Annotated in this window: 18 protein-coding genes; 15 read left to right on the forward strand and 3 right to left on the reverse strand. The window is 54.2% G+C overall.

Features of this window, described 5'->3' with window-relative positions; genetic code table 11:
• Nucleotides 1–6: 6 nt before the first annotated feature.
• The 7 genes from K1558_RS27685 (at nucleotide 7) to K1558_RS27715 (ending at nucleotide 7,308) form a co-directional block, all read left to right on the forward strand.
• Complete coding sequence (locus K1558_RS27685; protein WP_238655243.1) at nucleotides 7–1,461, forward strand: DHA2 family efflux MFS transporter permease subunit; 1,455 nt, start codon at nucleotides 7–9, stop codon at nucleotides 1,459–1,461.
• A 146-nt stretch (nucleotides 1,462–1,607) separates the two neighbouring features.
• Nucleotides 1,608–1,940, forward strand: a complete 333-nt coding sequence (locus K1558_RS27690; RefSeq protein WP_238655203.1) for a PadR family transcriptional regulator — start codon at nucleotides 1,608–1,610, stop codon at nucleotides 1,938–1,940.
• Entirely contained in the window at nucleotides 1,940–3,265 is a 1,326-nt protein-coding gene (locus K1558_RS27695) for an FtsW/RodA/SpoVE family cell cycle protein (protein ID WP_238655204.1), read from the forward strand. Before K1558_RS27690 ends, K1558_RS27695 begins: the two co-directional genes overlap by 1 nt.
• A gap of 73 nt (nucleotides 3,266–3,338) precedes the next feature.
• Nucleotides 3,339–4,106, forward strand: a complete 768-nt coding sequence (locus tag K1558_RS27700; protein WP_238655205.1) for a M15 family metallopeptidase — start codon at nucleotides 3,339–3,341, stop codon at nucleotides 4,104–4,106.
• Between the two features lie 98 nt (nucleotides 4,107–4,204).
• Nucleotides 4,205–4,978: a stalk domain-containing protein gene (locus tag K1558_RS27705; protein ID WP_238655206.1), complete on the forward strand. Its 774-nt coding sequence runs from the start codon at nucleotides 4,205–4,207 to the stop codon at nucleotides 4,976–4,978.
• A gap of 179 nt (nucleotides 4,979–5,157) precedes the next feature.
• Complete coding sequence (locus K1558_RS27710; RefSeq protein ID WP_238655207.1) at nucleotides 5,158–5,781, forward strand: TetR/AcrR family transcriptional regulator; 624 nt, start codon at nucleotides 5,158–5,160, stop codon at nucleotides 5,779–5,781.
• A gap of 30 nt (nucleotides 5,782–5,811) precedes the next feature.
• Nucleotides 5,812–7,308, forward strand: coding sequence for an MDR family MFS transporter (locus tag K1558_RS27715; RefSeq protein ID WP_238655208.1), 1,497 nt, complete (start codon nucleotides 5,812–5,814; stop codon nucleotides 7,306–7,308).
• Between the two features lie 303 nt (nucleotides 7,309–7,611).
• Here the strand turns inward: K1558_RS27715 and K1558_RS27720 are convergent, their stop codons facing one another.
• Nucleotides 7,612–8,508, reverse strand: coding sequence for a DMT family transporter (locus K1558_RS27720; RefSeq protein WP_238655209.1), 897 nt, complete (start codon nucleotides 8,506–8,508; stop codon nucleotides 7,612–7,614).
• A gap of 122 nt (nucleotides 8,509–8,630) precedes the next feature.
• On the opposite strand from K1558_RS27720, the gene K1558_RS27725 reads away from it, so the two are divergent.
• On the forward strand, nucleotides 8,631–9,512 hold the full coding sequence (locus K1558_RS27725) for a LysR family transcriptional regulator (RefSeq protein WP_238655210.1): 882 nt from the start codon (nucleotides 8,631–8,633) through the stop codon (nucleotides 9,510–9,512).
• A gap of 74 nt (nucleotides 9,513–9,586) precedes the next feature.
• Here the strand turns inward: K1558_RS27725 and K1558_RS27730 are convergent, their stop codons facing one another.
• Nucleotides 9,587–10,900 (reverse strand): helix-turn-helix domain-containing protein, encoded by a 1,314-nt coding sequence (locus K1558_RS27730; RefSeq protein WP_238655211.1) that lies wholly within the window; start codon nucleotides 10,898–10,900, stop codon nucleotides 9,587–9,589.
• A gap of 223 nt (nucleotides 10,901–11,123) precedes the next feature.
• Between K1558_RS27730 and K1558_RS27735 the strand changes: the two genes are divergently transcribed.
• From K1558_RS27735 to K1558_RS27755, 5 genes are all read left to right on the forward strand, one after another.
• The gene (locus K1558_RS27735) at nucleotides 11,124–12,350 is read left to right on the forward strand and encodes a M20 metallopeptidase family protein (protein WP_238655244.1); all 1,227 of its coding nucleotides are present in this window, start codon (nucleotides 11,124–11,126) and stop codon (nucleotides 12,348–12,350) included.
• 29 nt (nucleotides 12,351–12,379) lie between these two features.
• Complete coding sequence (locus K1558_RS27740; RefSeq protein WP_238655212.1) at nucleotides 12,380–13,219, forward strand: enoyl-CoA hydratase/isomerase family protein; 840 nt, start codon at nucleotides 12,380–12,382, stop codon at nucleotides 13,217–13,219.
• Entirely contained in the window at nucleotides 13,209–14,045 is an 837-nt protein-coding gene (locus tag K1558_RS27745) for an enoyl-CoA hydratase/isomerase family protein (RefSeq protein WP_238655213.1), read from the forward strand. The genes K1558_RS27740 and K1558_RS27745 overlap by 11 nt, the downstream gene beginning before the upstream one ends.
• Nucleotides 14,046–14,062: 17 nt before the next feature.
• Nucleotides 14,063–15,271, forward strand: a complete 1,209-nt coding sequence (locus tag K1558_RS27750; protein WP_238655214.1) for an L-serine ammonia-lyase, iron-sulfur-dependent, subunit alpha — start codon at nucleotides 14,063–14,065, stop codon at nucleotides 15,269–15,271.
• 194 nt (nucleotides 15,272–15,465) lie between these two features.
• A complete protein-coding gene (locus K1558_RS27755; protein ID WP_238655215.1) occupies nucleotides 15,466–16,626 on the forward strand; it encodes a Gfo/Idh/MocA family protein in 1,161 nt (386 codons plus the stop codon).
• Nucleotides 16,627–16,684: 58 nt separating this feature from the next.
• Here K1558_RS27755 and K1558_RS27760 read toward each other — a convergent pair whose 3' ends face one another.
• Nucleotides 16,685–17,578: a helix-turn-helix domain-containing protein gene (locus K1558_RS27760; protein WP_238655216.1), complete on the reverse strand. Its 894-nt coding sequence runs from the start codon at nucleotides 17,576–17,578 to the stop codon at nucleotides 16,685–16,687.
• Nucleotides 17,579–17,702: 124 nt separating this feature from the next.
• Here K1558_RS27760 and K1558_RS27765 point away from each other — a divergent pair, with 124 nt between their 5' ends.
• Both K1558_RS27765 and K1558_RS27770 read left to right on the forward strand, forming a co-directional pair.
• Nucleotides 17,703–18,590, forward strand: a complete 888-nt coding sequence (locus K1558_RS27765; protein WP_238655217.1) for a sugar phosphate isomerase/epimerase family protein — start codon at nucleotides 17,703–17,705, stop codon at nucleotides 18,588–18,590.
• A 17-nt stretch (nucleotides 18,591–18,607) separates the two neighbouring features.
• A complete protein-coding gene (locus K1558_RS27770; RefSeq protein WP_238655218.1) occupies nucleotides 18,608–19,660 on the forward strand; it encodes a Gfo/Idh/MocA family protein in 1,053 nt (350 codons plus the stop codon).
• Nucleotides 19,661–19,671: the final 11 nt, after the last annotated feature.

Genomic DNA, 19,671 nt, shown 5'->3' on the forward strand with positions numbered 1-19,671 from the left:
GCAACTATGACTGACAAGGGGCAGACATCGCCCCGGCAATTCAAGACTTTACCTATTCTGATCTCTCTGCTGATTGCCGGATTCATCGGCATGTTCAGTGAGACCGCATTAAATGTAGCCTTAAGTGATCTGATGAAGGTCCTGGAGATTACACCGTCAACCGCACAGTGGCTGACCACAGCTTACCTGCTTACCTTGGGGATTCTGGTCCCCATCTCCGGGCTGCTGCTGCAATGGTTTACGACCCGCCAACTATTTATCGCCGCCTTATCGTTCTCGATTGCAGGAACATTCCTGGCGGCGATGGCTCCCAATTTCGAGTTCCTGCTTACAGCGCGGGTCGTTCAGGCGATGGGAACCGCATTACTGCTGCCGCTGATGTTCAATACAATACTGGTGATCATTCCGCCTGAGCGGAGAGGGGCAGCCATGGGACTGATCGGTCTGGTCATCATGGTCGCTCCGGCGATTGGACCTACCATTGCCGGACTGCTGATTGAGAGTCTGAGCTGGCACTGGATCTTCTGGCTGGCTCTGCCGTTCCTGTTCATTGCGCTGGTGAGCGGCATCCTCTTCATGCAAAATGTTACAGAGGTGACGAAGCCGAAGATTGACGTTCTGTCGATACTGCTCTCTTCCTTCGGATTCGGAGGTATTGTGTACGGGTTCAGCAGCGCCGGTGAATCGGAGGGCTGGGGAAGCCTGAAGGTGATTGTAGCCATTGCGATCGGGGCCATTGCCCTTATTCTGTTCTGTATCCGCCAGTTGACAATGAAGCAGCCGATGATCGATCTGCGTGCCTTCAAGTTCCCAATGTTCGTGGTAGGCTTGCTAATGGTATTCATCTGCATGATGGTCATTCTCTCCTCCATGCTAATTCTTCCACTGTATCTGCAGCAAGGACAAGGCTACTCGGCCTTCAAGGCGGGTCTGCTGCTGCTGCCGGGCGGTATTATCAACGGTCTGATGTCTCCTCTTATGGGACGCCTGTTCGATAAATACGGTCCGAAATGGCTGGTGATCCCCGGACTGGTGCTGGTCGCCGTCTCCTTGTGGTTCTTCTCGGGCATTACTGCTACTTCCACCGTGATCTTCGTGATCGTGCTGCACAGTGTGCTGATGATCGGGATCTCCATGATTATGATGCCTGCCCAGACCAACGGGATCAATCAGCTCCCGCTGGAATACTATCCGCATGGTACAGCGATCATGAATACCCTTCAGCAGGTGGCAGGCGCAATTGGTACAGCGCTTGCGGTCAGCATTATGACCTCCGGCTCCAAAAGCTATATGCTGAGCGTCAAGAATCCGGCTGATCCGCTGAACATCGGCGCTGCCTTCACCCACGGGGTGCAGAATGCCTTCATCTTCGGGATGGTTATGGCCATCATCGGTCTGGTGATTGCTTTCTTCCTCAAGCGTGTCATTGTTTCGCACAAGACGCAGGCTTCTATGCATTAATTAATCTTTTATTGAATAAGAACCTCTCCTTGGTAAAATGAGCAACCATTTCTAAGGAGGGGTTCTTTGGCGTTTACATACTGGACTTCATCTGGAGAATACTGTATATTGAGCATAGATATCCGATGTATAGGGGGGTAATGCCGATGAAGGTCAGCAAGGAGATGCTGAAGGGCAGCACAGGTACCTTGATTCTTACCCTGTTGCTGGATAGACCACTGTATGGATACGAGCTGATTAAAGAGCTGGAGCAGCGCTCGCAGGGTGTTTTTGCGCTCAAGGAAGGAACGCTCTACCCGATTCTCCATGCGATGGAGAGTGAACGCTGGGTGGAAGCCTACTGGACAGTGGTTGACGGGCGCAAGCGCAAGTACTACCGGGTGCTGGAGGAAGGCAGGCGTAAGCTGGAGGAGAAGCGGGAGGAATGGAAGCTGTTCAAGGGGGCAGTGGATTCCGTATTAGGGGAGGGCAGTGCATAATGGAACCGAATGAGAAGGTCTTACACCGCTATCTGAATAAGGTGTGCGCCGAGGTGAAGGCCAAAGGGATGCACGATGAGATCCGGGAGGAGCTGAGCGGACATTTCGCCGACCTGATGGCGGAGAGGCAGGAACAGGGGGCATCCGAAGAAGAGGCACAGCAGTATGCCATTGCACAAATGGGTGATCCGCAGGCCATTGGCCGGGATCTGCATCAGATTCACAAACCCCGGACTCCGTGGTCGCTGTTCATCGGCTTGACCCTGCTGTCGGCCGTGAGTCTGCTGGGAATGGGGGCTGTGGAGGTCGGGTTTAACGATCACAGAATCCCGGATGCACTAATGCTGCGCCAGTTGGTGTTTATCGTGCTTGGGCTTATAGCCATGACCGGAATGTACTTCATCAATTTCAAACGATTGCAGCGGGCATCGGGTTGGATCTATGGCTTAGCACTGCTGATGATTGCAGCCGGTTTGTTACTTAACCTGAATACGATGAACGGCACGGCGCGTTATGCTATCATTCTGGGCTTTCCGTTCGATCTCATTGGATATAGTCCTTATCTCTTTATAGTCGGACTCGCAGGGCTTATCAAAAGACCCGGGGTGCAGAATGCCTTAGGCGGCCGGATTAGAATGTGGACGGAAGCGGGCTTGCTGCTGCTGCCTGCAGCCATCTATCTTCTCATACCTTCTTTTGCCGAATTGGTTGTATATCTGGCGGTTGCTTTACCTTTATATATATGGATTACCCGGCACTGGGGAAGAGCGGTGATTGTTGCCGCAGGCTGTGTATCTGGCCTTACCCTCTATGTTTGGAGTCAAGCGTATTTACGCGACCGGGTCAACAGATACTTCTTTATCAATGATGTGGAGAATGGCGTAGGTTTTCTTAACCGGATGATACACAGCACCCTGACCACTGCAGGCTGGAGAGGTCAGGGGATAGCCGAGTTGGCAGTGGATGAGCGTTTACCCTATCCCTATACAGATTTTTTCCCTGTGTATCTGGTTCAGAGCTTCGGCTGGGCTGTTGGTCTGCTGCTGCTTGTGCTGGTCTGCTGGTTTGCACTCCGCATGTTCGCCTATGTCCGCTCAGTCGGTGATACCTATGGACGGGCGCTGATCCTGGCCCTGGCCTTGATGCTCTCCATCCGTCTAATCTATGGCCTGACTATTCTCACCGGCAGAATGCCGCTGATCTCCATACCGTTCCCGTTCCTGAGCTACGGACAGCATGTGTTCATTGAATTCGCAGCCCTCGGGCTGCTGATGGGGGTCTACCGGCGGAAGGATATGCTGCCTGCGGCACAAGTTTCCTCTTGATGCTGGACGCTTGACTGGTGAGCACGTATACTGGAGCTGAAACAGAGGACAAGACAGGAGAGGGGGCGGGAAATTGGACAAGCCGGGAGGTATAGTCACAAGACTGGTATCCTTCGCGTGTGCACTGCTGGTAAGCGGCGCGGCGCTGCTATCGGGAGCGGGAACGGCTGCTGCTGAAGCAGGAGCTGCCAAGGCACAGGAGACACCGGCTGCGGCAGTGAAGCAGAACAAGCTTCCCGGCGGATTCGTCTATCTGGATGAGGTGATTCCGTCAGCACAATATGAGATCCGGTATTACAGTACGAATAATTTCACGGGAACCCGGGTGGACGGGTATAAGGCACCAGTGGCTATTTTCTCACGGACCGCTGCAAATGCGCTGAAGAAGGTTAGTGATGATCTGGAACGTAAAGGCTATATCCTGCGCATCTATGATGCTTACCGCCCGCAACAAGCAGTGAACCACTTCGTGCGCTGGTCACAGGACGCCGGTGACCTGAAGATGAAGGCGCAGTATTATCCGAAGCTGGACAAGCGGAATCTGTTCAAGCTGGGCTTCATCGCCAAGAAATCCGGGCATTCCCGGGGCAGCACCATCGATCTGACCTTGGCCTACAAGGACACAGGGGAGCTGGTGGATATGGGCAGCCCGTATGACTTTTTCGGGGAGATTTCTTACTATAATACGACGCTCATCAGCAGTACCCAACATGCGAACCGCAAGCTGCTGAAGGATGCGATGGTGAAGCAGGGCTTCAAGCCCTACGCCAAGGAATGGTGGCATTTCACACTGATTAAGGAGCCTTACCCGAAGCAATATTTCAACTTCGCAGTGGAGTAAGGCTGTTCCAAAGCTGAACAGAACGGTTAATGGATAATGTAGGTTAATCTCTGAGACATGCGTGCATAATATTCTAATACAGGAAAGGTGGGATCGATTTGTTCAAAAAAATCGCAGCCGTATTCCTAAGTGTAATGTTATTAGCAGCAGGAGCAGGTGTATTGACCGGCAATCAGGTGAGTGCCGCCAGCAGTATGAGAGTGATCGTGAATGGCCAGGAATTGCAACCGTCAGCGGGATTGCCCTACTCTAACGGTTCGAATGTGATGCTGCCGCTGCGGGAGACTGCCGAGGCATTGAAGTACAGACTTACCTACACGGGCGCTACGGGAACCTTTCTGCTTGAACGCTTCCAGGAGAGTATCCAATTCCGGCTGTCCGGACAGGAATTATTGCTTAATGGAAAAGAGAAGGTCCCGTACACAGGCGGTTTTGAGCTGAAGCAGAAACGGGCGTACGCACCGCTGTCTTTTTTCTCGGCGGTTGGACTTGTAACGTCCTATGATGCGGCTACAGGCCAAGTGGAGCTGTATACACCAGAGGTCACAGCCAGCGCAGTCGCAGGTTTGCTTGCAACGGGCAACTATCAGGCACTCCGTGACCGCTATTATGCGAAGGAGACTGAAGCATTATCGCAGCCTGTTCTCCAGCAGAGCTGGGAGGGCATAGGCGCGCCGGCAGGCAATTTCTTAGGCGTGATGTCCACAGAGAGTAAGCAGCAAGGCAGCATTACTACGATTGTCAGTATATTAGGCTTCACCAAAGGCGAAGCTGTACTGACACTTACGCTAAATGATTCGGGCAAGCTGACGAATCTGACGCTGACGCAGGCTCCGGCGAAGGAAGCCTTAACCAGTCCGGTCCATCCGTAAATAAATAGTAACGAAGTACGCTTCGAAATCGAGGGTTTCACAGTCTGACAGGGCTGCTGGAATCCTTTTTATTTTGTTGTTGACAGACTGGGCGAAAAGGAGTAACTTAAAATTCGGATTAAACATTGTTTAAATCGGTGATTAGAAATCTGTGGCAGAGGAGGGCGGCAAGCTTCATTATGGCTAAATCGGACAATAAGACGGAAGTGGCGGATAAAGATACGAAGCAGATTATTCTGGATGCCACCGTGGATTTAATCCGTGAAGAGGGATTCCGCTGCATCACTCTGCGCAGTATCGCTGCCAGGGCAGAGACCAATCTGGCACTGGTGAATTACTACTACGGCTCTAAGGATAAGCTGTTCAGCGATGCGGTGAAGCAGCTTATGGCGACGTTTGATGATGCCTTCAAGGTCCTGGAGGATACAGCCTTGCCGCCCAAAGAGCGCCTGAGACTCTTTTTCACGCGGTACATTGTCAATCTCAGCCGCTACCCCGGCATGGCCCGGCAGATGCTTGACCAGCGGCATCATATTATGGGCTCGCAGGATGAATATGCGAAATATTCCAAGCTGATGCGGATTGAGCGGATTCTGGATGCTCTTGCGGAGATTACCGGAGAACAGGACCGCGATAAGCTCATGATGATGAACATGCAGATCTACGGGGCGATTGTCTTCCCGGTCATTATGGTGAGCAGTCTGCCGAAGGAGCGGGAGGATCTCCAGCAAATCTTCAGGCTGGCTCCACTGGAGGAACAGATTGACGGATTGTTTGAGCTTTATTTTCACAAATATCATTAATTTCAAACAGAGAGAAGAGTGGACAAGAGAATGTCAAACCCGACTATTCAAGGAGACAGCGCCGCAGAGGCACCGTTCTCGCTGAGAGCAATACTGCCGCCGCTGCTGGCAATTATCGTGGGCATGATTATGGTTATTCTGGACAGCACAGCGGTGAATGTTGCCGTTCCGAATCTGGTGCAATATTTCGAAACGGACCTCAAGACGGTCCAATGGGCCATTACCGGCTATACGCTGGCGCTTGCCGCTGTCATTCCGCTGGCCGGCTACATGACCGACCGGTTCGGGTCCAAGCAGGTATTCCTGACGACGGTAGCTATGTTCGTGCTCGGCTCCGTGCTGTGTTCGGTGGCCCAGACCTCGGCTCAGCTCGTGCTCTTCCGCGTCATCCAGGGGCTTGGCGGCGGTATGGTCGCTCCCATTGGTATGGCGATGGTCTTCAGACTGGCTCCGGCTGAGCGCCGGGGGTCGATTATGGGGATGCTCGGAATTCCGATGCTGCTGGCTCCGGCGCTGGGACCGATCCTCTCGGGCTGGCTGGTGGAGTATGTGAGCTGGCACTGGATTTTCCTGATTAACCTGCCGATCGGAATCGTTGGGATTATCCTTGGCCTGAAGTATCTGCCGGTGACCGAGAAGAAGGGCAGAGCCCATCTGGATATCTTCGGCATCATTCTGGCGCCGCTGGCTTTCTCCATGCTGGCTTATGGTGTCAACCAAGGCGGCAGCGAGAGCTGGTCTTCCACTGGAGCCATTGTAGGCTTGGCTGTGGGCGGGGCAGCGCTGGTCGTGTTCGTGATTATTGAACTGCTTCAGAAGTTTCCGCTGCTGGAGCTGCGCGTCTTCCGTTCCTCTGACTTCACACGCGGGATCATTATCTCCTGGGTCACTCAGGCGGCATTGTTCGGCTCCATGCTGTTCGTTCCGCTGTACCTTCAGCAGATCCGCGCCTTCACTCCGCTGGAGACCGGGCTGATCCTGCTGCCGCAGGCTTTGGCTTCCGGTGTGGGGATGCCGCTGGGCGGCCGCCTGTTCGACCGGATTGGAGCACGCCCGCTGGTGTTCGTAGGTCTCAGCATTATTTCAACCGCTCTGTTCCTGCTGTCCGGAGTAACGGTAGACACTGGCCTTCCGATGATCATGGCTTGCCTGGCGATGATGGGTCTTGGTATGGGCTTGTCGATGATGCCGGTCAACACCCATGTACTCAATTCCGCGCCGCGTGAGTGGGTAACACGGGTAACCCCGCTTACCGCTGCGGCTCAGCAGGTCGTTGTCTCGTTCGCGGTAGCTGGGATGACCGGATATCTGACCAGCCAGATCACCACCCATACGGAAGAGATGGCTCCCGGCGGCAATCCGCTGGTGGCGGCGGTACAGGGCTTCAATGATGTATTCTTCCTTTCGGCCTGCATCGCAGTGGCCGGGGTGGTCCTCAGTCTGATTCTCCGCCGGCCGAAGACTGCCGGAGCAGTGCCTTCGCCGGAAGAGCAGCAGACCGATGCCGCTATGATGATGGGGCATTAATCGGACTTAACTGTTATAGACACTAGGTAAAAACTCATAAAAAACGTCCCCCTGCCAACCGGCAGTCAGGGACGTTTTTGGTGTTCTCATTGAATGCTGCCGGGGAGGGAGTGTGTTAGAAGAGGGGCGTTGGGTGCGGGGCGGATGTATGCGAAAAAGCGAGTAACATAGGTTGGTGCGCAGGTGCGCGTGCCGAATGTAATCGAAAAACCGATTACAATTGGACCGGGAGCGGCGCGTGGGGAGAATGAAATCGAAAAACCGATTACATTGCGGGGAGCGAGGGTACGTGGAGCGGGAGCACTAGTGCGCCCGCCGCTTCTTCGGCATCCTCGCTGGCGGCACAAGATGCAGCTTGCCCAGCAGCTCCGAAGCAATGATGCCCAGCAGCACCAGCGCTGCACCGGTGTAGCCCTGGAGGGAGAGCTGCTCATGCACGAACCAGTAGCCGAAGAAGGCGGCGAAGACTGGCTCCAGCGCGAAGATCAGGCCGGTACGTGTCGGCGAGGTGTACTTCTGGGCCACGGGCTGCAGAATGAAGCCGCAGGCGCTGCAGAAGATGCCTAGAGCCAGAATGGCGATCCAGCCCGGAAGGGTGGACGGCAGCGATGGCGTCTCGAAGATGGCCGACAGAATCAGGGCATAGCCTCCGGCGAAGCCAAGCTGCAGAATGCCGATATTCAGCGAGTCGCTGGTCTTAACCGCCCGGCCCGTCACCAGGATCTGCACCGCATAGAAGACGGCGGACAAAATACAAAGAAGATCGCCGGGCCGGACCTGTAGCGAGCCGTTCAGCGTAAGCAGTCCGATGCCGCTGATGGCGAGTATGGCGCCGAAGATCTGCGGCGGCGCGACTTTTGTGCGGAAGACCAGCACCTCCAGCATGGGAACGAACACTACGGTCAGCGCTACCAGGAAGCCGGCATTCGAGGTCGTAGTGGTCTTCAGCCCGAAGGTGATGCAGGTGAATACGCCAAGCAGCAGGAAGCCGAGCAACGCTCCATATTTCAAGGTTCTGGCATCCACACTGCGCAGCCGTCTGCGGAACAGCAGTCCCGCCAGCACAAAAGCCAGCCCGAACCGCAGGGCAATCAAATTGAATTCTCCCAGTGTCCCCAGCCCCATCTTCATGAACAGGTAAGAGGAGCCCCAGAACAGGGTTACAGCCATGAGCAGCAGCTCAGCCTTCAGCGGCTTCATTCCGTCATCATCATCCTTCTATATTCCAAGTGAGTATAGTATAATACGCTCGAATACATAAGGTAACTGAATGTTTATCATAGGATACATGAGAGAATCTCATGGATGAGCGGAGGCTGCACATGAGTCTAATTAAGTATGAAGTATTCCTCAGCGTTGTAGAACTGGGCAGTCTGACGAAGGCGGCGGAGGCGCTGGGCTTCACCCAATCCGGCATCAGCCATACGATCAGCAGCCTGGAACAGGAATTCGGCTTCCCGCTGCTCGTGCGCAGCCGTTCAGGTGTGAAGCTGACGGTGAACGGGGAGCAGGTGCTTCAGCCGGTCCGGGAGATACTGAAATGGAACGAGCAGCTTAAGCAGCAGGTAGCGGATATTCACGGCCTGGAGACAGGGACGATTACGATCGGTACTTTTACCAGTGTCTCTGTCCATTGGCTGCCGGACATCATCAAGCAGTTCCGTGAGGAATATCCGTACATTGATTTCAAGCTGATGGAGGGCGGTTATCTGGAGATTGAGCAGTGGATTGAAGCAGGAGTGGTCGATTGCGGCTTCCTATCATTGCCGACCCGCGATAAATTCGAGGTGTTCCCGCTGAAGCAGGACCGGATGCTGGCCATTCTCCCGCTGGACCATCCGCTGAGCAAAGCTCCTTACATGCCGCTGGCCCAGATCGCTTACGAGGACTTCATCATTCCGAAGCCGGGCTCCGATTATGATGTGCAGCGTGTGCTGGCGAAGGCCGGCATTAAGCCGAACATCAAGTTCTCGGCAGGGGACGATTATGCGATTATAGCAATGGTGGAAAAAGGCCTGGGCATCAGCATCCTCCCGGAGCTGGTCACCCGGTTCCAGCACGAGCATGTAGCCATGCTTGAGCTGGAAGAGCGGAGCTTCCGTTCCCTTGGCCTCGCGGTCCACTCGATGAAATATGCTTCACCGGCAACGCGGCGGTTCCTGCAGCATGTGCAGAGCTGGTCTTCCGGCCAGGGAGTGATCTGACCCGGTAAATAAGCGTAAAAAAGGCATGTTTTCAATACTGAAAACATGCCTTTTTGCCAATGCGCCTCCGCACATCATCGGCTTAGTTTGCGACCTTCGTTGTCGAGAAACAACAGCTCGTAGTATTTTTTCGGCCGCCCCTTACCGTTGTCCCGTTTCTCAAATACCGTCTGTACATATTGACTTTCTTCGATTTTGTTAAGGATGCGGTTCGCGCCTCTGACAGTCATGGACAGGCACTCCGCGACGTCCTCAGAGGATAATTTATTGGTCCTCATGATTTCCGCATAGGACATGATTTTCTGCAAATTAATGTTGTTAATTCCGATGGTTTTGGCGAGTGCAATGATTTCCGGGTCCCCCTGCTCAGAGAACTGGATGACATTCATGCTCCGCATGGGGCCGATCACCTTCTGCTCCTCGTTAATGAAGAAGCTGCAGTTGCCCGTATAGGCTTCAGCCTGCCGGTGGGCTTTGGTGGCATTTACGTTAGCCTGAAAATACTCGTGACCCGATCCCCAACCGATTTTCACCTTGCCCTGTATGCGTTCTTCCAGATACTCCAGCAGGGTGCAGTTATTCGCATTAGAGGTGATCCTCATGAAATGGCCGTAGGTGGTGTACAGTCTGACATAACCATCCGATATTTGGGCCGTGTCTGCCAGGTTCATATCGTGCAGAAACCTGCCGACAAGGATTTTCAGGTCATGAAGCTGCTCTGCAGGTGGCGGCTGCTCCGTCTGGGCCGATAAGCATGCGACCACTGCCCTCTGGTTCTTAAGCTTGAGGATAGTGATCTCGTTGATGATCTCGCTGATCGTCTCTTTGACGTTCTCCAAGGTGGGGCGGATTAAGATGTATCTGACCCCATGCTTCTGAAGCTCCGGGACAAAATGCCCGAACGCCGTGATGGACAGATCGATCTTCTTCTCTTCCCACAGCGTGATATGGTTCTCCAGCATGGTCTCCACCCGCTCCAGCAGATCTCCGCTGCCGACGGGCTTACCTTCGTGAGTCAGATACTGCAGGAATTCGCTGAACGAATCGATAACATACGCATAATCCACATAAATCCTCGATATATCAAGGCCTGGTTCTGTAACCAGCAGCCGGAAAAGCTCCCTGTACAGCAGGTTCTCATCGTCGTGCAAAATGTGAACAGGCACCTTGTCATCCAGGCATTCCTTATCGATCGACTCGTAAAGCATCCTGCCGCTGATCACAAAGCCATCCACCGAATCCAGGTTGTTGAGATAGATGTCCGTTGTTTCCCGGAAGTTGCTGATCGTAAAGAAGCGGAACTGGCATAAGGGCCGCATGTCTTCTTCAATGGCGCGGAAATAATCCATATGGGTCTCTGGCGTGATAATACCCAGCTTGATGGTCATAATAGATTCCTTTCATGAACAGTCCAATCAAAAGAGTTATATCACAATAAATGTGATATTACAATGATCCGGCAGGCTTCAAAAAAATGTTCTTAAAATGTCTAAAAATATATTGACAGCCAATGATTTTAAAAGTACGATGAATGTGTTCTTAAAAAGTCCTAAAATGAAAAGGGGGAGTGTTCACTCTGTTCTTACGTTCATTCAATTCATGCTGCGGGAGATGTTCATTGTGAGTGTAGAAGCTGAAGACTTAATGAGTATGGCTCATCAGCTGCAGGACAAAATGGTCATGTACAGGCATCATCTTCATGCGGTTCCGGAGCTTGATCTAAGTCTGCCCAAGACAACCGCATACGTACAAGAGGTGTTGGAGTCGATGGGGTTGAAGCCCATCCCTATAGGGGAATCAGGGCTGACAGTTACCATTGGCGGACAGCATGACGGGAAGGTGGTTCTGCTCCGTGCGGATATGGACGGGCTGCCTATTCAGGAAGAAACGGAGTTGTCTTACGCATCGTTGAACGGAAACATGCACGCCTGCGGTCATGACATGCATACTTCCATGCTGCTGGGAGCTGCGGAGATTCTGAAGGCTAACGAACAGCAGCTTCGCGGGACAGTTAAGCTAATGTTCCAGCCGGGTGAAGAGACGCTGCACGGGGCGAAAATGATGCTTGAAAGCGGGATTCTCGATAATCCCAAGGTGGATGCTGCCATGATGCTTCATGTATTAACCGGAATGCCGCTGCCTCTTGGACAATTTGTAGTCCCTGAGGAGGGTGGAGCGATCTCTGCTTCGTCGGATTGGTTCGAAATCATTATCCGCGGACGGGGCTCACATGGCGCAATGCCTGAGGCCGCAGTGGACCCCTTAAATGTAGCGGCTCATCTTCATCTGGCGCTTCAGGGTATTCTTAGCCGGGAAATCTCTCCGATTGACAATGCAGTGCTTACCATTGGCGTGATGGAAGGCGGAACGACGAACAACGTGATTCCCGATACGGCCAGATTGAAGGGCAGTGTACGCACCTTTGACGCCGCTTTGCGGGATAAAGTGGAAGCCCGTATCCGCGCAATTGCCGCAGGGATCGGAGAAACTTTTCAGGCCAAGGTGGAAGTCATCTATACTAGAGGCTGTCCTGAGGTGAAAACGGATGGCAGACTCAACGAGCAAATGAGAGCTTCGATTGCAAATACCTTTGGGGACGGCTCCTATATCGGTATAACTGAGCTGGTACCCGGCGGTAAATTAATGGGCTCGGAAGATTTCGCCTTTGTCTCACAAGCGGTGCCAAGTACCACAGTGTTTCTTAACGCAGGCAATATCGAAGATGGTTATAGTTACCCTGTACACCATCCAAAGACGATGTTCTCGGATGAGGTGCTTCATAGAGGGGCTGCGGCTTACGCAGCTTTTGCCAGAGACTGGCTTGAAAGTAACCGTTAAGCTCTATACCAAACTTAGGAGGAATTACAATGACAGAGAGACGCATGATTGGACCCACCAAATTCGAAGAGTACTCGGAGAAATACAAGGAGTTCCTGTTAATGACCCGCCGTGACGGAATCCTTGAAGTACGTCTGCACACTGATGGAGGTTCGTACACGCACAATTGGGAAGCTCACACCGCCTGGTCTCATGCCTGGTCAGATATTGGCCGTGACCCTGAGAACGAAGTTATGATTATTACGGGAACCGGGGATAAATGGCTGATTGGCGACCCTGAGGTCTGGAATACCAAATTCATGGACTGGCCGAAGCAAAAGAAGCTCGAACAGTATCATGAATCGCTGAGACTGCTGGAGAATCTGATCTTCTGCATTGACATTCCGACGATCGGGGCAGTTAACGGGCCGGGAACGCACTGTGAGCTTGCAACGCTCTGCGATATAACTATTTGTACGGAAGACGCCGACTTCTTCGATCCGCATTATCTGGGAGGCACGCCTCCGGGAGATGGAATGCTGCTCACACTGCAGAGCATGATCGGGTTCAAAAAAGCAGCCTACTACGCCTACACCGGCAAGAATATCAATGGTCAGACCGCCTTGGATCTGGGTATTGTCAGTGAAGTGCTGCCCCGCGAAAAGCTTCTTTCGCGCGCATGGGAGCTGGCGGAGATGATCATGCAGGCACCGCGTTCAACGAGACATCTGTCTCACTCTATCATCTCCCGCCCATGGAAGCAGGCGCTGGTCGCCGATCAGGGATTCCAGCTTGCCCACCAGATGTACGACATGGCCATTGATGAAGAAGGAGCGCTGGAGCGGCTGAAGAAAATGCAGGGACGCCTGATGGGCAACGATGTTCAATAGAAAGATGACGGGACCTACCCGGCTCGAAGAATACTCTGAGAAGTACAAGGACTTATTCCTCATGACCCGCCGCGGCGGGATACTCGAAGTACGTATGCACACTGACGGGGGACCGTTACAATTCGACTGGCCGGTTCAAGCGGCATATGGTCATGTTTGGTCCGATATTGGCCGTGATCCTGAGAATGAGGTCATGATTCTTACAGGGACAGGAGAGTTATGGCAGACCGGCAATCCTTCAGTCTGGACCACCAAGTTCATGGATTGGCCGAATCGGCGCAAACTGGAGATGTATCATGAATCGCTCCGGATGATTGAAAATATGGTTCATTGCCTGGACATCCCCACGATCGGGGCGGTCAATGGCCCAGGCGCACACTGGCAGCTGGGAACGCTAAGTGATATTACCATTTGTGCGGAGGACACCGCGTTCTTCGATGCCCATTATCTGGGCGGTGTTCCGCCCGGAGACGGAATCGTCCTGGCTCTTCAACGGATACTGGGAACCAAGAAAGCGGCATACTATGCATACACGGGGATGAACATTACTGCAGAGGAGGCACTGGACCTCGGTCTGGTCAGTGAGGTATTGCCTCGTGAACAGCTTCTTCCACGGGCCTGGGAGCTGGCAGAGAGGATCATGCAGGCCCCCCGCTCTACAAGACATCTTACACATTCGATTGTGTCGCACCCGTGGAAACAAGCTTTGGCAGAGAATCAGGGTCTTCAGCTTACTCACCAATTGGTTGATATGGCGATTGATGAAGAGGGGATTCATGAGCGGCTGATGAAGCTCAAGGAACGTTTTCAGAGGAATGACAACTGAGAAGGGATAAGGGTGCTATGAGATCGTTGACTGAGCTATTTAAGATTGGCAGCGGACCATCCAGCTCTCATACCATGGGGCCGGAAAAGGCGGCCGGAATCTTCAAAGCAGAAAATGAAGACGCAGACCAGTTCAAGGCACTGATCTATGGCTCTCTTGCCAAAACCGGCAAAGGCCATATGACGGACAAGGCAATTCTTCGGGCATTGTCACCCGCTTCAGCGGAGGTTGAATTTGTTCCACAGCCTGACTTTGTTCTGCCCCATCCCAATACGATGGACTTCTTCGCTTACAGAGGCGGTCAGCAAATGAGTTCCATGCGTGTTGTCAGTATCGGCGGCGGGGAAATCGTGATAGATGGGCGGGAGGAGGTGCGGGGACCTGATGTCTACCCGGAGAAAAGCTTTGCCGAGATCAGCGCCTTCTGTAAAGCGAATCAGATCCGCCTAAGCGATTACGTTGAGCAGCGTGAAGGCCTACAGCTCTGGGATTTCCTCCAAGGCATCTGGGAAGCGATGAAGCGGTCGATCGACGAAGGGCTGTCTGTCACGGGTATTCTGGAGGGCGGCCTGAATGTCGAACGCAAGGCGAAATATCTGTATCATCAGGGGACGGTGGATGAGAGCCCGGAGACGCGGGAGAACCGGATCGTCAGCGCGTACGCTTTTGCCGTCAACGAACAGAATGCCGCTGCCGGTACAGTCGTAACGGCTCCAACCTGCGGGGCTTGCGGTGTTGTACCCGCCTCGCTCCGCTATATGCAGGAGAAGCTGCAGGTACCGGACGAACGGATTCTCCGGGCGCTGGCTGTCGGCGGTCTCATCGGCAATCTGGTCAAGCATAACGCCTCCATCAGCGGTGCCCAGTGCGGCTGCCAGGCGGAGGTGGGCACGGCTTGCTCTATGGCAGCGGCTGCACTGGCTGAACTGTCCGGTATGGAAATCGACCAGATTGAGTATGCGGCGGAGGTGGCCATGGAGCATCACCTGGGGTTAACCTGTGATCCGATTAACGGCCTGGTGCAGATCCCTTGCATTGAGCGCAACGCTGTCGGCGCAATGCGGGCGATCAATGCGCTGAGTCTGGCTAAGTTCTTGTCGGGTACCCGTAAAATATCCTTTGATCTGGTTGTACAGACGATGTACGAGACTGGCCTGGATATGAACAGCCGTTACCGCGAAACTTCGGAGGGCGGGCTTGCTAAGTTCTACAACATGGGCAGTTAACTGATAATGGTATCGCTATAGACGAGGAACGTCCCTTGCTGCCGGCTGGCGGAAGGGGCGTTTTTTTCGTGTTATGGGAGGATATATAGGGTGGTGCAGGCTCTGTGGCAAGAAGGGATTTGACTTAAGCGCAGCCGGAATGAGAAAATGTATGCGTGTACATGCAGCAGTGAATTAAGAAGAGGAGGCTACGAATGAAACAGCTACGCATTGGAATGATAGGTTATAAATTCATGGGCAAGGCCCACAGCAACGCATACCGCAGTCTGCCGATGTTCTTCCCGAAGGCCGTTAAGCCGCAAATGTCGGTGATCTGCGGACGCAATGAGGAAGCGGTTACAGCGGCGGCAGATCAGCTCGGCTGGTCGGAGAGTTTAACCGACTGGAAAGAGCTGATCGCACGCGATGATATTGATCTGGTCGATATTAATGCGCCAAGCGATGCCCATAAGGAGATTGCCCTGGCGGCCGCAGCAGCAGGCAAGCATATTTTCTGTGAGAAGCCGCTGGCGCTGAACCTGGCGGATTCCCGCGAGATGCTGGAGGCTGCCGAAAAGGCGGGAATTGCGCATATGATCGGCTTCAACTACCGTTTCTCCCCGGCGGTCCGGCTGGCGAAGCGGCTGATTGAGAGCGGCCGGCTGGGCACAATCTATCATTTCCGCGCGTGGTTCCTGCAGGACTGGATTCTCGACCCGGAATTCCCGCTGGTCTGGCGGTTGCAGAAGGAGATTGCCGGCTCAGGCTCGCATGGTGATCTGGGGGCGCATCTGATTGACCTGGCCCACTTCCTCGTAGGGGATGTGGAGGAGGTTATCGGCATGAGCGAGACGTTCATTAAGGAGCGTCCGCTGGCCACGGAGATGACTGGTCTCAGCGCCAAGGCGGGCAAGGATGCGCCGCGCGGTCCAGTCACCGTGGACGATGCCACGCTGTTCCTGGCCCGCTTCGCGAATGGCGCGCTGGGCAGCTTCGAGGCGACACGCTTCGCTGCAGGACACCGTTCGACCAATTCCTTCGAGATCAACGGCAGCCTGGGCAGTGTGAAGTTCGACTTCGAGCGGATGAACGAGCTGGAGGTCTACCTGACCTCGGACGAGGAGGATGTTCAGGGCTTCCGCCGCGTGTTAGCCACCGACCCGTCGCATGATTATGCAGAAGCGTGGTGGCCGCCGGGCCACACGATCGGGTTCGAGCATACCTTCATTCATGAGATGCTGGAGCTGTCGAATGCCATTGAGGAGGGACGTCAGCCGGAGCCGAACTTCCGTGACGGCGTGAAGTGTCAGGCCGTACTGGAGGCTGTGGACCGTTCCATTGAGCAGCGGCGCTGGGTGCAGATATCGGAGATGTAAACGGAAGACAGGGAAACACCGCCGGGGATTAGTGGCCGGCGGTGTTTTTTTGGCGGGATTATCCCTGCTTGCGGTCCTGTGATGGGGTTAGGCCCTTGTACTGCTTGTAGAGCTTGGTGAAGTAATTCGGATTGTCACAGCCGACCCGGCCAGAAATCTCGGTAATGCTCAGGTCGGTCTCCAGCAGCAGCCGCTGTGCTTCATCCATCCTGGTGAAATTCACGTAGTCGATGAAGGTTCGGCCGGTCAGCTTCTTGAAGGTTTTGCAGAAGTGAAAAGGATTCAGGTTGACGAATCTAGCCGCCTGCTCGATCGACATCTTCTGATCCGTATGGGTCTCCAGGTACTCCAGCAGCGGCTTGAAGCGCTCGCGGTGCACGCCGCCCCGTTCTCCTGGTTCGCGTTCGTTCCTCTGCCGCGCCGGGAAGGCCCGGGACAGCAGAGTGAAGAACAGATGCAGCTGATTCTTCACGACCAGCTGGAAGGCAGGCTCCTTGCCCTCCACCTCGCGGATGATCCGGTCCAGCAGAGGATAGTACATAGCGCACTCAGGATTCTGCGACGCCGGCATGACCGGGAACTGATTCAGGTTGTTGAGATAAGGGGCGACAAATTGCTCATGCTGCGAATCCTGGTTCCGGTCCTTGAACAAGGAGGCATGGAACACAATGGAGACATAGGACAGGTCACCGCTGCACAGGCTATAGCCGACATGCAGTCCGCCGGACGGCACGATGATAACATCGCCGGGACCGGCCTCATAGGGCTTGCTGTCTACATGAAAGACGGCCTGCCCCTCACGCATCACTATAATCTCGAAATGCTCATGCCAGTGCAGGAACAGAATATTGTCCTCCGGCTTCACATTGCGCATCGTATTGAAGAATAAACGGAACGGATAAGTCTTTTCCTCCAGGCGGGGGTATTCCTTAAGTTCCTTCGGATAGGTCATGACGGCTTCAACTCCCACAAGATTCAGCTAGATTAGCACAAGATAAGAAGAGATTTTACGTGAAATGACAGATATACTTGGGTTGTTGAACTAACTATAAACCAATATTGGAGTGGTATACAAGATGCAAGACACCATGAGAATCGGAACACTGGTTGGCGGTGGGGATGCCGTAAGAGTTATTCCGCAGATTGTAGTGCACGGGTTCGAATCGTTCAGCCTGACCTTCTGGCAGACTACCGGCACTACGGATCTGGCCGAGACAGCAGCCCGGGTGCGGGAATTGGCCCAGGAGCATGATTTCGTCATCTCCTCGATCGGGATCTTCGGGAATCCGTTGACCGGTACAGGCGACAATGCCGATACGGTAGCAAGCTGGGAGCGGCTGATTGATCATGCCCATCTGTTCGGAACGGATCTGGTCTCCGGCTTCACCGGACGTCTGACCGGATTATCTATAGATGAGTCATTGCCGAAGTTCACCGAGGTGTTCGGTGAGCTGTCCAGAAGAGCGGCTGACCGCGGTGTGAAAATTGCTTTTGAGAATTGCTCGATGGACGGCAGCTGGCGGACGGGCGACTGGAATATTGCGCATAATCCTTCGGCCTGGGATAAGATGTTCAACGCCGTGCCTGCCGACAATCTTGGGCTGGAGTGGGAGCCTTGCCATCAGATGGTTCAGCTCATTGATCCGATTCCGCAGCTCCGTAAATGGACGGACAAGATCTTCCATGTTCATGGCAAGGACGCCACCATTGCCTGGGACATTGTCAAGGAATACGGCATCCACGGGCCGAAGCCGTATGTATGGCACCGCACGCCGGGCTTCGGGGATACGAACTGGACCGATGTCATCTCAATCCTCCGCCAAGCCGGATACAAGGGCACCATCGATATTGAAGGCTGGCATGATCCGGTCTACCGTGACGAGCTGGAGATGACGGGGCAGGTGCATGCGCTGAATTATCTCAAAACCTGCCGGGGCGGCAGCTTCGTCCCGAACCCGGTCTGATGCTGGGAGGGGAAGCTATGACTGCTGAGTATCGTGTTGTTGTTGCAGGCTGCGGGGCGATGGCGAATGAATGGAACAGCTATGCACTGAACCATGACGGCATTGAGATTGTTGCTCTTGTAGACATCCGGCGGGAATCCGCCGTGGCGATGGCTGCGAAGCACGGGCTAACCTGCCCGGTGTATACAGAGGTATCCCAGGCAATTGCCGATACGTCAGCCAACGTTGTATTTGATGTAACCGTTCCCGCAAGCCATTACAGCGTGGCCCGCACGGCGCTTGAAGCGGGGTGCCATGTCTTTGCCGAGAAGCCGCTGGCGGAGACAATGGCAGAATGTAATGCGATCGTGGACCTGGCCGGGCGGACCGGGCTGAGCCATGCAGTGATGCAGAACCGCCGGTATGATCCGCGCATCCGCTCACTGCGCCAGCTTATTGCGTCAGGTACGATTGGACGCGCAGGCTATGTGGGCGCGAGCTTTTTCCTGGCGCCGCATTTCGGCGGCTTCCGGGATCAGATGAACAGCCCGCTGCTGCTGGATATGGCCATTCATACCTTCGATCAGGCCCGCTTCATCAGCGGCGCTGATCCTGTAAGCGTATATTGCCAGGAATTCAATCCGCCCGGCTCGTGGTATGCGGGGAATGCGGCGGCGGTCTGTATTTACGAGATGTCGGACGGTTCGGTGTTCTGTTATCAGGGCTCGTGGTGCGCGGAAGGCGCGCCTACCTCCTGGGAGGCTTCCTGGCGGGTGCAGGGGGAACGGGGGGCAGCCATCTGGGACGGCCGCGATATGCCGTATGCCGAAGTACTGCCAGCCGAACTGCCTGCGGGACAATTCCTTCAAGATTACGTACGGGTCGACGGGCCGGAGGTACAGATGGAGAAGACCTTCCATCACGGCTGTCTCGATGAGATGTTCCGCTCGCTGGCCGAGGGACGGCCAGCCGAGACGAATGGCCGGGATAACCGCTACAGCATGGCGATGGTGCTTGGAGCACTGGAGAGCGCGCGCACCGGCCGCAAGCTGAGTATTGCGGAGTTCATGCAGAGCGCTACATTAGTGTAGAAGGGAAGCAG

Source organism: Paenibacillus piscarius (assembly GCF_022234545.1).
Lineage (GTDB): Bacteria > Bacillota > Bacilli > Paenibacillales > Paenibacillaceae > Paenibacillus_AQ > Paenibacillus_AQ piscarius.

Coding starts and splice junctions, on each gene's coding strand:
- K1558_RS27725 (WP_238655210.1), top strand. CDS start 8,631: ATGAGTCTAATTAAGTATGAAGTATTCCTCAGCGTTGTAGAACTGGGC.
- K1558_RS27685 (WP_238655243.1), top strand. CDS start 7: ATGACTGACAAGGGGCAGACATCGCCCCGGCAATTCAAGACTTTACCT.
- K1558_RS27735 (WP_238655244.1), top strand. CDS start 11,124: ATGTTCATTGTGAGTGTAGAAGCTGAAGACTTAATGAGTATGGCTCAT.
- K1558_RS27720 (WP_238655209.1), bottom strand. CDS start 8,508: ATGAAGCCGCTGAAGGCTGAGCTGCTGCTCATGGCTGTAACCCTGTTC.
- K1558_RS27745 (WP_238655213.1), top strand. CDS start 13,209: ATGTTCAATAGAAAGATGACGGGACCTACCCGGCTCGAAGAATACTCT.
- K1558_RS27690 (WP_238655203.1), top strand. CDS start 1,608: ATGAAGGTCAGCAAGGAGATGCTGAAGGGCAGCACAGGTACCTTGATT.
- K1558_RS27760 (WP_238655216.1), bottom strand. CDS start 17,578: ATGACCTATCCGAAGGAACTTAAGGAATACCCCCGCCTGGAGGAAAAG.
- K1558_RS27770 (WP_238655218.1), top strand. CDS start 18,608: ATGACTGCTGAGTATCGTGTTGTTGTTGCAGGCTGCGGGGCGATGGCG.
- K1558_RS27740 (WP_238655212.1), top strand. CDS start 12,380: ATGACAGAGAGACGCATGATTGGACCCACCAAATTCGAAGAGTACTCG.
- K1558_RS27710 (WP_238655207.1), top strand. CDS start 5,158: ATGGCTAAATCGGACAATAAGACGGAAGTGGCGGATAAAGATACGAAG.
- K1558_RS27765 (WP_238655217.1), top strand. CDS start 17,703: ATGCAAGACACCATGAGAATCGGAACACTGGTTGGCGGTGGGGATGCC.
- K1558_RS27755 (WP_238655215.1), top strand. CDS start 15,466: ATGAAACAGCTACGCATTGGAATGATAGGTTATAAATTCATGGGCAAG.
- K1558_RS27730 (WP_238655211.1), bottom strand. CDS start 10,900: ATGACCATCAAGCTGGGTATTATCACGCCAGAGACCCATATGGATTAT.
- K1558_RS27715 (WP_238655208.1), top strand. CDS start 5,812: ATGTCAAACCCGACTATTCAAGGAGACAGCGCCGCAGAGGCACCGTTC.
- K1558_RS27695 (WP_238655204.1), top strand. CDS start 1,940: ATGGAACCGAATGAGAAGGTCTTACACCGCTATCTGAATAAGGTGTGC.
- K1558_RS27750 (WP_238655214.1), top strand. CDS start 14,063: ATGAGATCGTTGACTGAGCTATTTAAGATTGGCAGCGGACCATCCAGC.